The organism is Umezawaea sp. (genome assembly GCF_057122925.1).
Window position 1 is genome coordinate 1 of the sequence record NZ_DBNGPQ010000041.1, and the last position, 16,211, is coordinate 16,211.

At 69.9% G+C, this 16,211-nt stretch carries 11 protein-coding genes and 1 pseudogene; 11 read left to right on the forward strand and 1 reads right to left on the reverse strand.

What is annotated here, in order from left to right; genetic code table 11:
* The 8 genes and pseudogenes from AC156L_RS06870 to AC156L_RS06905 all read left to right on the forward strand — a co-directional run.
* Positions 1-3,968 (forward strand): SDR family NAD(P)-dependent oxidoreductase (locus tag AC156L_RS06870; RefSeq protein WP_484406691.1); only part of this gene is annotated, 3,968 nt, incomplete at its 5' end.
* A 134-nt stretch (positions 3,969-4,102) separates the two neighbouring features.
* Positions 4,103-4,870 (forward strand): thioesterase II family protein, encoded by a 768-nt coding sequence (locus tag AC156L_RS06875; RefSeq protein ID WP_330880729.1) that lies wholly within the window; start codon positions 4,103-4,105, stop codon positions 4,868-4,870.
* A gap of 720 nt (positions 4,871-5,590) precedes the next feature.
* Entirely contained in the window at positions 5,591-7,018 is a 1,428-nt protein-coding gene (locus tag AC156L_RS06880) for a class I adenylate-forming enzyme family protein (RefSeq protein WP_330880727.1), read from the forward strand.
* Between the two features lie 23 nt (positions 7,019-7,041).
* The gene (locus AC156L_RS06885) at positions 7,042-8,001 is read left to right on the forward strand and encodes an ACP S-malonyltransferase (RefSeq protein WP_330880725.1); all 960 of its coding nucleotides are present in this window, start codon (positions 7,042-7,044) and stop codon (positions 7,999-8,001) included.
* 18 nt (positions 8,002-8,019) lie between these two features.
* Entirely contained in the window at positions 8,020-9,123 is a 1,104-nt protein-coding gene (gene speB, locus AC156L_RS06890; protein WP_330880723.1) for an agmatinase, read from the forward strand.
* A gap of 31 nt (positions 9,124-9,154) precedes the next feature.
* Positions 9,155-10,381 (forward strand): glycosyltransferase, encoded by a 1,227-nt coding sequence (locus AC156L_RS06895; protein ID WP_330880721.1) that lies wholly within the window; start codon positions 9,155-9,157, stop codon positions 10,379-10,381.
* A 111-nt stretch (positions 10,382-10,492) separates the two neighbouring features.
* A complete protein-coding gene (locus tag AC156L_RS06900; RefSeq protein WP_330880719.1) occupies positions 10,493-10,825 on the forward strand; it encodes a hypothetical protein in 333 nt (110 codons plus the stop codon).
* Between the two features lie 2 nt (positions 10,826-10,827).
* Positions 10,828-11,087 (forward strand): annotated as a pseudogene (locus AC156L_RS06905) (dihydrofolate reductase family protein); the annotation flags it as partial.
* A 315-nt stretch (positions 11,088-11,402) separates the two neighbouring features.
* On the opposite strand, the gene AC156L_RS06910 reads toward AC156L_RS06905, so the two are convergent.
* Positions 11,403-13,559, reverse strand: coding sequence for an MMPL family transporter (locus AC156L_RS06910; RefSeq protein ID WP_330880716.1), 2,157 nt, complete (start codon positions 13,557-13,559; stop codon positions 11,403-11,405).
* Between the two features lie 239 nt (positions 13,560-13,798).
* Here AC156L_RS06910 and AC156L_RS06915 point away from each other — a divergent pair, with 239 nt between their 5' ends.
* The 3 genes from AC156L_RS06915 (at position 13,799) to AC156L_RS06925 (ending at position 16,211) form a co-directional block, all read left to right on the forward strand.
* The gene (locus AC156L_RS06915; protein WP_330880714.1) at positions 13,799-14,821 is read left to right on the forward strand and encodes a LacI family DNA-binding transcriptional regulator; all 1,023 of its coding nucleotides are present in this window, start codon (positions 13,799-13,801) and stop codon (positions 14,819-14,821) included.
* Between the two features lie 431 nt (positions 14,822-15,252).
* A complete protein-coding gene (locus AC156L_RS06920) occupies positions 15,253-15,393 on the forward strand; it encodes a hypothetical protein (RefSeq protein ID WP_330880712.1) in 141 nt (46 codons plus the stop codon).
* Between the two features lie 35 nt (positions 15,394-15,428).
* Positions 15,429-16,211 carry an alpha/beta fold hydrolase gene (locus AC156L_RS06925; RefSeq protein WP_330880710.1) on the forward strand — a complete coding sequence of 261 codons (783 nt, stop codon included), beginning with the start codon at positions 15,429-15,431 and terminating at the stop codon, positions 16,209-16,211.

Consider the following 16,211-nt stretch of genomic DNA (forward strand, 5'->3'; position numbering starts at 1 on the left):
AGGAGCTGGACCGCACCGAGTTCACCCAGCCCGCGATCTTCGCGCTGGAAGTGGCGCTGTACCGGCTGGTGGAGTCGTGGGGCATCCGCCCCGACCACCTCGCGGGCCACTCCATCGGTGAGATCGCCGCCGCCCACGTGGCAGGCGTGCTGTCGCTGGAGGACGCGGCCACGCTGGTCAACGCCCGCGCGAAGCTGATGCAGGCCCTCCCGGCCGGGGGCGCGATGATCGCGTTGCAGGCCACCGAGGACGAGGTTCTCCCTCACCTGACCGAGCGGGTGTCGATCGCGGCGGTCAACGGGCCGACCTCGATCGTCATCGCCGGTGATGACGACGCCGCTCTGGCGGTCGCGGGTCGCTTCGCGGACCGCAAGTCCAAGCGGCTGGCCGTGTCGCACGCGTTCCACTCGCCGCTGATGGACCCGATGCTGGAGGAGTTCCGGTCCGTCGTCTCGGGGTTGACGTTCCACGACCCGGAGATCGGCCTGCTGGGCGAGGTGACCGACCCGGAGCACTGGGTCCGCCACGTCCGCGACGCCGTCCGGTTCTCCGACGCCGTGAAGTCCCTGGAAGCGCGGGGCGTGCGGACGTTCCTGGAGCTGGGCCCGGACGGCGTGCTGACCGCGACGGGTCAGGACAGCGTCGTCGAGGCCGCGCTGGTCGCGTCGCTGCGCAAGGACCGCGACGAGGTCCGGTCGCTGGTCACCGCCGTCGCCGCGCTGCACGCGCGAGGCGTGGCGGTCGACTGGACCGCGTTCTTCGCCGGGGCCAGGACGGTGGACCTGCCCACCTACGCGTTCCAGCGCGAGCGCTACTGGCTGGAGTCGCCCGCGGGCGCCGACGACGGCACCGCCGTCGGTCTCGGCCTCGGTGCGGGCAACCACCCGCTGCTCGGCGCCGAGGTGTCGCTGCCCGAGTCCGACGCCCTGGTGTTCAGCGGCCGGATCGCGCTGGGCACCCACCCGTGGCTCGCGGACCACGCCGTCTCCGGCACGGTCCTGCTGCCCGGCACGGCGTTCGTGGAGATGGCGCTCCAGGCAGGCGCGCAGGCCGACTGCGACCTGCTGGAAGAGCTGACGCTCGAAGCCCCGCTGGTGCTCCCCGAGCACGGCGGCGTGGCGCTGCGGGTCATGGTCGGCGAGGAGGAGGCCGGGCGGCGCACGCTGACGGTGTTCTCCCGCGCCGACGTCGACGGCCCGTGGACCCGGCACGCCACCGGGGCGCTGGGCAAGTCCACCGACGCCGTCACGGGCGACCTGGCCGCGTGGCCTCCGGCCGACGCCGAGTCCGTCGCCGTGGAGGACCTGTACGAGGACTTCGCCGCGCTGGGCCTGGAGTACGGGCCGGTGTTCCAGGGGCTCAAGTCGGCGTGGCGCAGTGGTTCCGAGGTGTTCGCCGAGGTGTCGCTCGACGCCGACACCACCGCGTTCGGGATCCACCCGGCGCTGCTCGACGCCGCGTTGCACGCGATCCGGTTCGGCGACTTCCTCGCCGAGGGCGGGGGTACGCGGCTGCCCTTCTCGTTCGCCGGTGTCCGGCTGCACGCGGTCGGCGCGGGGGAGCTGCGGGTCCGGATGACCGGCGCGGGCACCGACGCGGTGTCGCTGCTGGTCGCCGACACCACCGGTGCCCCGGTCGCCTCCGTCGACTCGCTGGTGCTGCGGCCGGTCGCCGTGGCCCCGAAGGCCACCGACTCCCTGTTCCACGTCGAGTGGGTGCCGGTCACGACGGCCGCCACCACCGGTGACGTCGTGGTGGTCGAGGTGTCCGGTGGGGTGTCGGAGGCCGTGCACGCCGCGCTGGCGACGGTGCGCGAGCACGCCGAGTCCGACGCCGTGGTGGCGTTCGTGACCCGCGGCGCGGTCGCGGTCCGGCCCGGTGACGACGTGACCGACCTGGCCGGAGCCGCCGTGCGCGGCCTGGTCCGCTCGGCGCAGGCCGAGCACCCCGGTCGGTTCGTGCTGGTGGACCTGGAGGACGGGGCACCGGTCGTCGCGGTGGCCGACGAGCCGGAGATCGCGGTCCGCGGCGGCGAGGTGTTCGCGCCCCGGTTGACCCGGACCGTGTCCGATGTGGATGGAGGCGGTGCTTTCAGCACCGGCAAGGTGTTGATCACCGGTGCGTCCGGTGGGCTCGGGTCGCTGTTCGCCCGGCACCTCGTGGTCGAGCACGGCGTGCGCGACCTGCTGCTGGCCAGCAGGCGCGGCTCGAACGCCCCCGGTGCTCTCGAACTGGCGGCGGAGCTGGCCGAACTCGGTGCCGCGGTGGACTTCGCGGCCTGCGACGTCGCCGACCGCGACGCCGTGGCCGCGCTGCTGGCCGCGCACGACGTGAAGGCGATCGTGCACACGGCCGGTGTGCTGGACGACTCGACGATCGGGAAGATGACCGCCGAGCAGGTCGACAACGTCCTGCGCCCCAAGGTGGACGCGGTCGCGACCCTGCACGAGCTGGCGGGCGACCTGGACGCGTTCGTGGTGTTCTCGTCGGCCGCGGGCACGTTCGGCACGCCCGGCCAGGGCAACTACGCGGCGGCCAACGCCTACCTGGACGCCCTGGTGCGGCAGCGGAGGGCCCGTGGACTGGCCGGTCTGTCGCTCGCCTGGGGCCTGTGGGACGACCTGGGCGGCATGACCGCCGACCAGGACCGCCTGCGCCGCTCCGGTGTCGCCGCCCTGGGTGTCGCCGAGGGCCTGGCGCTGTTCGACCGGGCGTTCCGCGGTGACCACGCGGTCGCCGTGCCGATGAAGCTCGACACGGCGGGCCTGCGCGGTGCCGGCCCCGCGCTCCCGGCGCTGCTGCGCGGACTCGTCCGGACGACGACCCGCCGCGCGGCGTCGGCCAACGTCCAGCTTGACCTTCGTGGACAGTCCGCCGAGGACAGGACGCGGACGCTCCTGGACGCGGTGCTGACGCACACCGCCGCCGTCCTGGGCTACGGTTCGAAGAAGGTCGAGCCCACGCAGCAGTTCGTGGAGCTGGGCTTCGACTCGTTGACCTCGGTGGAGCTGCGCAACGTGCTCAACGCGGTCACCGGGCTCAGGCTGCCGCCGACGCTGCTGTTCGACCACCCGACCCCGGCGCTGGTGGCCGAGCACCTGGCGGGCGCGATCGACGTGCCGGAGACGGCCGCCGCCGCACCGGCCGGAACGCTCGGCCTGATGTCCAAGCAGGCCAACGCCTCCGGCCGCGGCGAGGACTTCATGGGGCTGCTGATGGCGGTCTCGGAGTTCCGGCCGTCGTTCACCGGCCCGGAAGACCTCCCCGAGCCGCTGCACACCGCACGGCTGGCCAAGGGCGAGACCGGTCCGGGCCTGATCTGCTTCCCGCCGATCCTGGCCAACTCCGGACCCCAGGTGTACTCGCGGTTCGCGGCCTCGCTGCGCGACCAGCGCGACGTGTCCGTGGTCTCCACGCCCGGCTTCCTCAAGGGCGAGCTGGTGCCCGCGTCCGTCGACGCCGTCGTCCGCGCCCAGGCGCAGGCCGTGCTGGAGCAGGCTGAGGGCAAGCCGTTCGTGCTGGTGGGCCACTCCTCGGGCGGCACGCTCGCCCACGGTGTCGCACAGCACCTGGAGAGCATCGGTCGGCCCGCCGCGGCCCTGGTGCTGATGGACATCTTCCGCCACGACCGCGAAGCCCTGTCCCGCGTGCACCCCGAGGTCGTGGGTGGCACGGGTGACGAGGACGCCACGCTGGTGGACGACCAGCGGCTCACCGCGATGGGCGCGTACTGCCGGATCTACGCGGGCTGGCAGCCGACCCCGATCACCACCCCTACGCTCCTCGTGCGCGCCACGGAACCGCTGCCGGGGATGGACCCGGCGGGGGAGTGGCGGTCCACTTGGGACTACGACCACTCCGTCCTGGACGCGCCCGGCACGCACTTCTCGATGATGCGGGAGCACGCGGCCACCACGGCCGCCGCCGTGCACGGGTGGCTGGTGCGGAACTCACCCGAACAGGGGTGAACAGGGGGTGCGGGACGCCGACGGCGTCCCGCACCATTGTGGAGTAACCAATCCGAAACGTCTTTCCGGATGCGCCTGGAGGTTGTGCGCCCCTGGTGATTGTCGTGATGTCGTGAGAGGAACAACCAACCGCCATGGCACGAGTAGTTGTCGACACCGCCCAGTGGATCCGCAGGTTCCACCCCAACCCGGACAGTCCCGTCCGGTTGGTGTGCCTCCCGCACGCGGGAGGATCGGCGAGTTTCTACTACCCGGTCTCCGAATCGTTGAGGCCAGGAGTGGAAGTTCTGGCGGTGCAGTACCCCGGACGGCAGGACCGCCGCGCGGAACCCTGCATCGAATCGGTGGAGGAGTTGGCCGCCCGCATCGTCCTGGCGTTGCAGCCGTGGACCGAGGACAAGCCCCTGGCGCTGCTGGGGCACAGCATGGGAGCCACGCTGGCGTTCGAGGTGGCCCGAGGGCTGGAGCGGTGCGGGACACCGCCGGTCGCGCTGTTCGCCTCCGGGCGGAGGGCGCCTTCCCGGTACCGCAACGACCAGGTCCACCTCCGCGATGACGACGGGATCGTGGCCGAGTTGCAGCTGTTGAGCGGTACGGATTCGCGGCTGCTGGGGAACGAGGACCTGTTGCGCCTGGTCATCCCGGTCATCCGGGCTGACTACAAGGCTGTGGAGACCTACCGGTGCGAGGACGGGGCCGTGGTCTCCTGCCCCATCACCGTGTTGGTGGGGGACAGCGACCCCAAGGCGACGATAGAGGAGGCCCGTGCCTGGGGGGAGCACACTTCTGGTGCCTTCGACCTGCAGGTTTACCCCGGCGGGCACTTCTACCTCAGTGAGCACCAGGACGAGGTGACCGGGTTGATCGGGGAGCGGCTGGCTGCCCTGGGTGCTCTGGGGTGAGGTGCGGGGCCTGGGTGGCCGCTGGTTTCGGTGGGGCGGGGTGGCTGCTGGTCCCGTTGGATCGGGTGGCTCCGGTCCCTTCGGGTCGGGTGGCTCCGGGTCCCGTCGGATCGGCTAGCTGCTGGCCCCGTTGGATCGGGTGACTGCGAGTCCGTCGGATCGGGTGGCTGCGAGTCCCGTCGCACCGGGTATCCGCTGGTCCCAGCGGGGTGGCCGATGTGACTCGGGGCCCCTCGATTTGCCCCTTTGTCGGGCTTGAAGGGGCAGGTGGGAAGTCCTTGCCCGACAAATTTCAAGGGGCAAATCCCCCGAGTAAAATCGGCCTGGTTCAGGGAAAGGTGCCCGGCCCACCTCGGTCGGTGGTCCTGACTGGTCCTGGTCCTGTCTCTCGGGCCTTGGTTTTGAGACGCGTTGGGCCTTGGTTCGTGTTGGGTCCACGGTGGACGTGGTTGTTGTGTTCGTGCTGGTCATGTTGTGTTTGTCTTGATGGGCCGCTGTTGTCGGCGCACTGGTCGGTGCTCGTTGGGGTAGGGGGGCCTAGGGGACTGGTCAGGGGTTTCCTCTCGCAACGTTGTAATAATACTCTTGTCCCAGTTGGACTTCAGTGAGAAGCCTCTTTCCAGGGCAGTGCCTTCACGAATTACTTCTTGCTGCGAGCAGTGCGCCCCTTTGTGCGCTCGTCCGCGGCCTTGTGAGCAAGAGGAAGGAGGAGTGCCGCAGATGACCGCGAAACTCTTCTCGACCGACTCGGTGCAGACGTACCCCGAGTTCGAGCAGAACGCCCTGCGCGTGGCCGACGTGCTGGGTGAGAACGGGATCGGTCAGGGCTGTCGGGTGATGTTGAAAGCGGGCAACTCGGCTGGTTGGGTCGTGACACTCCTCGCCCTGATGCACGTCGGCGCGTCGATCGTCATGGTCGACAGCCAGGAGCGCGCTGATCAGACCCGGCGGATCGCCGACCAGGCCGGTGTGAAGATGTGCCTGGTCGACGAGGACGCGCCGTTGGACCCGGACGAGAGCCGGGTGTTCATCTACGAGCTGCTGGTGGCCGCCGCCAACCGGGTTCCGCTGGGCGACCGGCTGGACTTCAGCGACTGGTGCGAGCGGCCCGACGGGCTGATCATGTGGTCCTCCGGTTCGACCGGGACGCCCAAGGGCATCGTGAAGTCCGGTGGCAAGTTCCTGGAGAACCTGCGGCGCAACGCGGCTCAGGTGGGTCACCGCGAGGGTGACGTGCTGATGCCGCTGCTGCCGTTCTCCCACCAGTACGGGCTTTCCATGGTGCTCATCGCGTGGCAGGAGCGCTGCTCGCTCGTCGTGGCGCCCTACCGGCGCATCGACCGCGCGCTGGTCATGGCCGGGCAGACCGGTGTCACCGTCGTGGACGCGACCCCCTCCACCTACCGCAGCCTCCTCAACATCGTGCAGAAGCGGCCCGAGGCCGGGCTGAACGTCGACACCGTGCGGATGTTCTGCAGCGGCGCCGCGCCGCTCGACCCGTCGTTGACCAAGGCCTACGTCGACAGGTTCGGCCTGCCGCTGCTGGACAGCTACGGCAGCACCGAGATGGGCAACGTCTCCTTCGCCACGCCGGACAACCCCGTCGCCTGCGGCAGGGCCATGGACGGGCTGGAGATCAAGGTCGTCGACGACGAGGGGCACGAGGTGCCCGTGGACCAGATCGGTGAGGTGCTGGTCAACACGCCCGACGTGATGGAGGGCTACCTGGCCGAGGACGGCACGCTGGTGCCGCACACGCACCAGTGGTTCCAGACCGGTGACTTCGGGAAGCTCGACGCGGACGGCAACCTGTCGGTGTTCGGGCGGAAGTTCGCCGTGACGCGGATGGGCTACACGCTCTACCCGGAGATCATCGAGCGCAAGATCGCGGAGAAGGGCTGTTCCGCGAAGGTCGTGTCCGTGCCGGACGAGCGCCGCGGGTGCCAGCTGGTGTTCTTCGTCGAGGACGCGCTGGACCGCGAACCGCACTTCTGGCGCGAGCTGCTCGGCGAGCTGCTGCCGGTCTACGAGCGGCCGAACCGGGTGCACGTGCTGGAGAACTTCCCCCTCAACCGCAACGGGAAGCCCGACCGCCTGCACCTGGAGCAGTTGGCGCTGGCCGAGGTCCCCGACGGCGCGAGCGTCTGAGGAAGAACGGGGAACCGATCGACATGGAGGACACGCAGAGCGCCCCGCGCGACGGCGAAGCAGAACAGGGGCTCACCGCGATCGTGTTCCCCGGTATGGGACCGTGCAACTTCGCCGACGTCGGCAGGTACATGGTTCTGGACCGCTACGCCCGTCGGCGGCTCGCCGCCGCCGACGAGGCGTTGGGCTACTCGGTGCTGCACCGCTTCCGCGCCACCGACCACGAGTACTCCGAGGCGACGCAGATCGCGTTCCTGATCAACTCGGTGGCCCTGGCCGACCGGGCTGTGGACGCGATGGGGCTCGACCCGGACCTGTGCGTGGGGCCGAGCTTCGGGCAGAAGGCGGCGACCGCGTTCGTCGACTCGATGCCGTTCGGCGACGTGGTGCGGATGACGGCGGAGCTGGCGCGGTGCGAGGAGGACTTCTTCGCCGCGGAGTACTCCGACGTCATCACGCAGTCGTTCGTCCGCACCTCCGAGGAGCGGACGAAGGAGATCCTCGCGGAGATGGAGGCCCGCGGTGAGTGGTACGAGATCTCCGGCTACCTGGACCACGACTTCTACTTCGTCTCGGTGAGGGAATCCTCGCTGGACTTCTTCAAGTCCCGCATCCGGGACGCGGGCGGGTACTCGATGTACTCGATGCGCCCGCCCGTGCACGCCAGGGCGTTCTCCGCCCTGCGCCGCAAGGCGGAGGACGAGGTCTTCAGCCGCTACGACGTCGCCGCCCCGCGGATCCCGGTGATCGCCGACCAGAACGGCACGACGGTCACCGACGCGGACGCCATGCGCACCATGCTGCTCGACACGTTCGACCGGCCCATCAACTGGCCGGACGTGGTCTCCGCGCTGCGCCGCGGGGGCGTCACCGACCTGTGGTTCACCGGTGCCGACAACCTCTTCCACCGGCTGGACTGCACGACCAAGAACTTCCGAGTGACGGCCGTGACCCCCAAAACCGCGCTGCGTCCGGAGAAGTAAGAAAGGCGAGGAGTACTCATGATCGACCAGGAATGGCCGCACCGGTTCCGCTCGGCGATCAACCCCCCACGTGAGCCGGGTCCCATCGACCTGCGCCGCAACTACGCCCAACCCGCCTACACGGGCATCGGGACGTTCATGAACGTCCCGATCTGCCTCGACCAGGCGGACCTGCGCGCGGGCAACGTGGACGTGGCCGTCATGGGCGTGCCGCTCGACCAGTCCGTCGGTCACCGCGGCGCCGCGTTCGGCCCCAGGGCCATCCGCACCGAGGAGCGCTACCTCTTCAACAACTACGAGGACTTCGTCCACTCCGCCACCAGGGTCCGTCCGTTCCAGCTGCTCAAGGTCGTCGACTACGGCGACGCCCCGGTGGACACCTTCAGCAACGAGCGGTCGATGCCCCCGATCCGGGAGATGGTCAAGGAGATCGCCGAGACCGGCGCGGTCCCGATCGTCCTGGGCGGCGACCACACGCTGCTGTGGCCCAGCGCGGGCGCGCTCAACGAGGTGCACGGGCCCGGCAGCGTCGCCGTGGTCCACTTCGACGCGCACCCGGACTGCCACGCCGAGGTCCACGGCAACAAGGTCAGCCACACCACGCCCATCTACCGGCTCATCGAGGACGAGAAGTTCCCCGGTTCCAACATCATCCAGATGGGGCTCCGCAGCCCGTCGGCACCGGACGACGAGCAGTTCAACTGGATGCGCAGGCAGGGCATGAAGTCGCACTTCATGGCCGAGGTCGAGCGCATCGGCATCAACGCCGTCATCGACAAGCTCATCGCCGACGTGGCGCACGTGCCGAACGTCTACCTCTCGCTCGACATCGACGTGCTCGACCCCGCCTACGCGCCCGGCACCGGCACCCCCGAACCCGGCGGTCTCACCACCCGCGAGCTGTTCCCGGCCCTGCGCCGACTCGCCCACGAGACGAACGTCGTGGGCATGGACGTGGTCGAGGTCGCCCCGCACATCGACCCCGGCTACTCCACCGCGTTGAACGCCCGGCGCGCCGTGCTGGAAGTCCTGACCGGCCTGGCCATGCGCCGCATGCAGATCTCCAGCAGCAACTACGTGAACCCGATCGTCTCCGGTCAGGTCAAGTTCCCGATGCGGTGACCGTCGACTTCGACGACGAAAGGCGACAGCCGTGAGAGTTTTGAGCAGCATCACCGGATCGCAGGGGCACGCGCGGGACATGCTCCCGCTGATCCGCGCCATAGCGGACGCGGGGCACGACGTCCTCGTGGCCCTGCCGCCGTCGCTGGCGCACATCTACGAGATCGAGCGCGTGCGCGTGGCGGCCGTGCTGCCCGAGATGCACGACTCGATCATGGCGGTGGTGAAGGAGGGGACCGAGAAGCGCATCCGGGAGGCCGCGGAGACCGGTCAGCCGGTGGCGCCGCCACCGGAGCTGACGGCGTTCGACGAGATGCTCGTGATGGCGGGCGGCCCGCACATCACGCCCACCTACCACGCGATCATGGCGCTGGCGCTGGACTTCAAGCCGAACCTGGTCGTGCGCGACTCGGCCGAGATCGCCGCGACGCTCGTCGCCGAGCAGCTCGGGCTGCGCTACATCTGCGGGCCGTCCGGCGCCGGTGACATGGTCGACCCGGTCCGCCTGGTCGACCTGCTGAACGAGCGGCGCGCGGAGATCGGCATCCCCGCCGCGCACGACCCCGCCGCGCTGTACCGGTACGGGCGCTTCGACTCCGTGCCGGAGCGGTACGGGTTCGCCGCGTTCGACGTCCCCTACGCGATCCGCTACCGCCAGTCGCCGATCGTGTCGAGGGACGAGGTGCTCAGCCGGGAGATCACCGACCTGCCGACCGACAAGCCCCTCGTCGCCGCGGCCATGGGCACCGTGCTGCTCCAGCTGCGCGAGTTCTTCCAGTTCGGGCCCCCGCAGGACGAGGACCCGTCGAAGGTGCTCCTCCAGGCCATCGCGGGTGGGCTGTCGTCGCTCGACTGCTACGCCGTGCTCGCCACGGGCGGGCTGTCCATGGAGGGCGTCGAGGTCGGCGACAACGTCCTCGTCGTGGAGCGCATGGCCCAGCCGCTGCTGCTCCAGTGCGCCGACCTGTTCCTGACCCACGGCGGCTACAACAGCATCCGCGAGTCCATGTTCGGCGGCACGCCCATGGCCGTGATGCCGCAGTTCGGCGACCAGCCGTTCCACGCCGACCTGCTCCAGAAGATGAACCTGGGGCGAGTGGTCCCGGAGACCACCGCTCAGTCCGTCCACGACACCTGCCGGACCGTCCTCGACGACCCGGCCATCACCCAGGAGGTGCGCCGAGCCCACCGCGAGATGCTGGCACTGCCGAGCGTCGACACCGTCGTACCCCACCTGGAGTCCCTGGCCCTGCCGTAGGACTTCGACCACGACGCCGGTACCCCGGAAGCGGGGTACCGGCGTCGTGGCGCGTGCGGGGCGTTCCGGGCCCGCGGGACGGGCACCGGGGCCGCGGACCACGTCGGCCGGGTGCCCGCTCCGCCGCTCGACCGGTTCGTCGACGACGTCCACTGCCTGAGCGGGGTGCCGCGGCACCGCCTGGTGACCGTCCCGCCGATGCCGTCGGCCCACCCGTTCGTCAACCAGGGCGACCCGGTCCGCCTCCGGGACTCCGACCCGTCCGCGCCGCCCTCGGTGTTCGTCGACGGGTGGTTCACGGGCCTGTGGACCAGGCGGTTCCCCGCCGAGCCCTCCTTCCCGCCGATCCCGGCCTGGTCATTTTCCACGACGGACCGCGTCGGGGGCGACAGGATCGCGGGGAGAGGGCACGAGGGGCACGAGGAGAGCCCGTGGGCACGGTGATCGTGCACGGCGTGGTGGCGGCGGTCGAGAGGGCCCGGGAACTGGCGGGGAGCGGTCCGTGGCGGTGAACGCGGGCGACGTGGGCGGTCAGGTCCTCGCCGCGGGCCTCGTGGACGAGGTGGCGATGGACGTGGTGCCGGTGGTGTTCGGGTCGGGCGAGCGCTACTTCGGCGGAATCGACGCCCGGATGGCGCTGGCGGACCCGGATGTCGTCATCCGGGGTGACCGGGTCCCGCACCTGAGGTTCGCCGTGCGCCGCTGACCCGGAACGCGATCACCACGCCGGCGAGCCCACGGGAAAAGGCCCGGCGGTGATGCGCGTGAGCGGCTCCCGGTCAATCGAGGACGGGGGGACGCCTTCCGCCGGGGTGAAAAGGAAAAACGGGTGAGGGGTGTGACGGCCTTTGCGCTCTCCCGCCGTCCGTGCTCCGTTCTCGTTCTGGCACCGGTTCGCGTCCCACTTCGTTTTCCCGGTTTCCGGGGCGCACGGGTTTTCCCGGTTTCCGGGGCGCACGGGAAAGGGGAGGCCCCCGACCCGGTGCGGGTCGGGAGCCTCCCCCCGGTGGAGCGGTACCGCCTACTTCAGGTGCCTACCGGCTCCCACGGGCTGCTGCACGGGCAGCTGGTTGGTGGGGGGCTCGGGGTCGTCGTCGTCCACGTCGCCGCCCTCGTGGATGGCGAGCTTCTCCTGGATCTTCCTGAGCGGGCCGGGTGCCCACCAGGCCGCGTCGCCCATGAGCTTGAGCACCGCGGGCACCAGGATCATCCGGACGATCGTGGCGTCGAGCACCAGGGCGAGGATCATGCCCACGCCGACGAAGCGCATCATGGCCACCTGGGAGAAGGCGAAGGCGCCGGTGACCAGGATGAGCAGGATCGCCGCCGCGGTGATGACGCGACCGGTCTTGGCCAGACCCGTGGCGATGGCCTCCTCGTTGGACGCCCCCCGGTTCTTCGCCTCGACCATGCGGGACAGCAGGAACACCTCGTAGTCCGTCGACAGGCCCAGGATCATCGCGACCATCAGCACGACGATGCCCGAGTCCAACGGGGACGGTGTGACGCCGAGCAGCGACGCCAGGTGCCCGTCGTAGAAGATCCACGTCAGGACGCCGAACGTGGCCGAGAGGCTCAGCGCGCTCATCACGATCGCCTTGACGGGCAGCAGCACCGAGCCGAACGCCAGGAACATCAGGATGAACGTCGCCATGATGAACAGCAGCGCCATCCACGGGAGCTTGCTGCCGATCGCGGCGAGGCTGTCCACGTTGACCGCGGTGGAACCGCCGACCAGCACCTCGGTGGCGCCCAGCGGGGGCGTCACCTCGCGCACGTCCTTCATGGCCTGCTTGGACTCGTCGCTCAGCGCGTCACCGTCCAGGCTGGCCGACAGCAGCCACACGTTGTCCTTGGGGTCCAGCGCCAGCGCCGCCGTGCCGATGCCGGGCACCTCGCCCACGCGCTCGGCGAACCTGGCGACGGCCTCCTGGCTGGTGTTGCCCTTCACGACGATGTCGAGGCCGGTCTTCGCGATCTCGGGGAAGTCCTTGTTCATCGTCTCCACGGCGACGCGGGACTCGTTGCCGAGCGGCAGCACCTTCTCGGTGGCCTCGCCGAACTTCACGTCGAGGAACGGGGTGCCGAGCGCCAGCAGCGCGGCCACGATCGGGACCGCGAACAGCAGCGGCCTCTTCATCACCTTCCGGCCGAGCGTCGCCCAGCCGCCGCCGTGCTCGCTCTTCGCCATGCGCTTGCGCCACGGCATCGCCAGCTTGTCGACGCGGTGCCCGAGGATGCCGAGCAGGGCGGGCAGCAGCGTCAGCGAGACGAGCGCGGCCACGGCCACCGCGGACATGCCGCCGTAGCCCAGCGACTTGAGGAAGCTCTGCGGGAACAGCAGCAGACCGGCGAGCGCGATCACGAGCAGCGTCGCGGAGAACACGACGGTGCGGCCCGCGGAGCCGACGGTGCGCTGCACGGCCTGCTCCGGTGTCCGTCCGGCGGCCAGTTCCTCCCGGAACCGGCCGACGATGAACAACCCGTAGTCGATCGCCATGCCGAGGCCGAGGAGGCTGGCGACGTTGATGGCGAACGAGTTCACGTCGGTGGCCAGCGAGATCGCGTGCAGCAGCGCCAGCGAGCCCATGATCGCCAGGCCGCCGACGAGCACGGGCAGCGAGGCGGCGACGACGCCGCCGAAGATGATCACCAGCAGGATGAGCACGATCGGCATCGACACGGTCTCGGCGCGGACCAGGTCGGCGCCGGACATCTCGCTGATCGTCTTCTGGATCGGGATCTGGCCCGCGAACTGCGTTTCGAGCCCGTCGAGCGTCAGCTGGTCGGAGATCCGGGCGAAGTCCTTGAGCTGGGTGTTCGAGTCGAACGCCTGGAGCGTGATCGCCACCAGCGCCTTCGACTTGTCCGCCGTGCCGAACGGGTTGGGCTGGGGGAGGTTGTAGTAGGACGCGACGGTCTTGACCGCGTCCGTGGGCAGCCCCGCCAGCGCGGTCTCGATCCTCGACTTCACCACGGGCGTGTCGATGGTGCTGCCGTTCGGCGCCGTGTACATGACGACGACGTCACCGCCCTGGCGGCCGAACGTGTCCTCGACGAGCTTCGTGGCCCTGGCGGCCTCGCTCGTGGGGTCGCCGAAACCACCCTCACTGAGCCGGTCGAAAACCCCGAGACCCCACATTCCGCCCATCACGGTCAGCACCAAGGTGGCGATCATCACCACCCAGCGGCGGTGGTACGCAAGTGAACCCCACTTCGCGAACAAGGTCGTCCTCCTACTGTGGTGGGCTATTTCATGCCCAAGTCGACGGGTTTTGCACGGTGTTTACCGAGAGAACACACGGATAAGCGGTCGAGCGGCTGTGCTGCTGGTGACGACCCGTTTGAGGACTACCCGCCGGCCCATCTGGTGGAAATCCCGCGGTCGCTCCGCGCGGGCAAGGTATAAATGTGTTCATGCCGAGCGAACTCGTTGCTCCACCGACAAGAGCCGTGACGCTCGAAGAAGTCGCCAGGGTGGCGGGGGTTTCGCGCGCGACCGTTTCGCGCGTGGTCAACCGCGTGCCCACGGTGGACAGCTCGATCCGCGAGGCGGTGCAGCAGGCGATCGACGCGACCGGCTACCGGCCCAACCTGGCGGCTCGATCGCTGGTCACCCGCAGGGCGGGCTCGGTGGCGCTGGTGCTGCCCGACGAGGTCCGCATCTTCGGCGACCCGTTCTTCGGCAGGGTCGTGGAGGGCGTCATGGGCGTCGTCCAGCCGCTCGGCGTGCACCTCGTCGTCACGCTGGCCGGGACGTCCACCCACGAGCACCTGGTCGCCGACCTGCGCCAGGGCAGGCTCGACGGCGCGATACTGATCCACACGCACCGGGGCGACCCGCTGCCCTCGCTGCTCGCGAACCTGCGGCTGCCCGTGGTCCTGTCCGGCAGGCCGATGGGCAAGCTCCGCATCAGCCACGTCGACGTGGACCAGGCCGCGGGCGCCCGCCTCGCGGCGGAGCACCTCGTCGGGCTGGGCCGACGCCGGGTGGCGACGATCTCCGGTCCGCTCGACAACCCCGCGGCCATCGACCGGCTGGAGGGCTTCCGCGCCGCCATGGCCGACCTCGGCGTGGCCGACGTGCCCTTCGTCGAGGGCGACTTCAGCTCCGAGTCCGGGGCGCGCGGGGCCGAGCGGCTGCTCGCCGAGCGCGCCGACCTGGACGGGCTGTTCATCGCGTCCGACCTGATGGCGCACGGCGCCCTGCCGGTGCTGCGCAGGGCGGGCCGTCGCGTTCCCGAGGACGTCGCCGTCGTCGGTTTCGACGACAGCAGGTCGGCGCTCGTCTGCGATCCGCCGTTGACCACGGTTCGGCAGCCCGTGGAGGACATGGCGGCGGAAATGGTCCGCCTGCTGCTCGACCACATCGAACGGCCGAACCGGCCCGTCAGTTCCGTGGTGTTCGCGCCGACCTTCGTGGTCCGCCAATCCGCCTGAACGCATTCGGCTGTCGCCGGTGCTCTGCGACCGCATCACTGCATCGCCTCCGTCCGCGATGTCGGCGATCACGCCCACCATTCCCGGAGGACCGGTGGTGGCTGCGCGATGGTCCGGACCCCTCGTACCGTAACACCGTTTTTAGTAGTGTCGTCCGGGAGTAGGGGTTACTTCGACGTGAATTAGGGGGGTCTGTGCTGGGGGTGTTAGGGGTTGTGCTCCCGCAGGTAGGAGGTGTAGGAGGACCGGCGGCGGTCGTGTTCCAGTGTCTCGGCTGAACGGAGCAATGAACACCCCAGTCCCGCATTCGCCTGTGATATGCCTTAGGGGAGTGTTAGGGGTTGTTCTACGTCACATTTAGTCGTTACGGTGATTGAACCTGAAGCGCATATCGAGTATGACGGTATACGCGATACACAGCAGGAGTCGCCATGGAACACGCAACCACCGAGGTGGCCGTAGCGAATGCTTCTCACGAGGACATCGTCGAGAGGTTCTGCATTCCTCCACGTGAATGGTGGACCGCCGAAGGTGAAAGCCTCGAACCCACCATCATGCGCGGCCTCGACTGATAGCTTCCGACTTCGACGATGAAAGGGGCCCAACGATGACCCAGGTCGACACGTCCGTGGCTCGACTCGCCACCACCGTCCGCGGCACGGGGCCCGCCGTGGTCCTCGTCCACGGTGCGGGGGGCACGGTCCAGGCGAACTTCGGGCCTCTGCTCGCCCCCCTGTCCCGCACGCTCAAGGTCATCGGGGCCGACCTCCCCGGTTCCGGCGCGACCCCGCGCTCGTCGGGTCCCCTCGACCTGGACGACCTCGCCGACCGGCTCGTCGCCTCGGCCGTGCACGAGGGCGCCGAGGAGTTCACGGTCGTCGGCTACTCGCTGGGCTGCGCCGCCGCCGTCCGCGCCGCGCTCCGCCACCCCGACCGCGTCACCGGCCTGGTCCTGACCTCCGGCTTCGCCGCGCTCGACGAGGCCACCAAGGCCAAGGTGACGCGCTGGCGCGCCCTCGCGGACGGCGACCGGACCGCGCTCGCCCGCTACGTCACCTCGGTGATGCTCGGCAAGGCCTACCTGTCGCGCATGAGCCACGACCAGCGGGAGGGCTTCATCGAGCTGGTCGCGCTCACCACCCCGACCGGTCTGCTGGAGCAGGTCGACCTCGTGCTGGGCACCGACATCACCGCCGACCTGCCCGCCGTCGCCGTGCCCACCCTGGTCATCGGCACCACCCAGGACCAGCTGATCTCGCCCGAACTGACGAAGGCGCTCGCCGACGGCATCCCCGGCGCCCGCTGGACCACCCTCGACTCCGGCCACGCCCCCGCGCTGGAGAGCGCGGGCGCCTGGGCCCGGCTGATCGAAGACTTCACCACCCGCTAG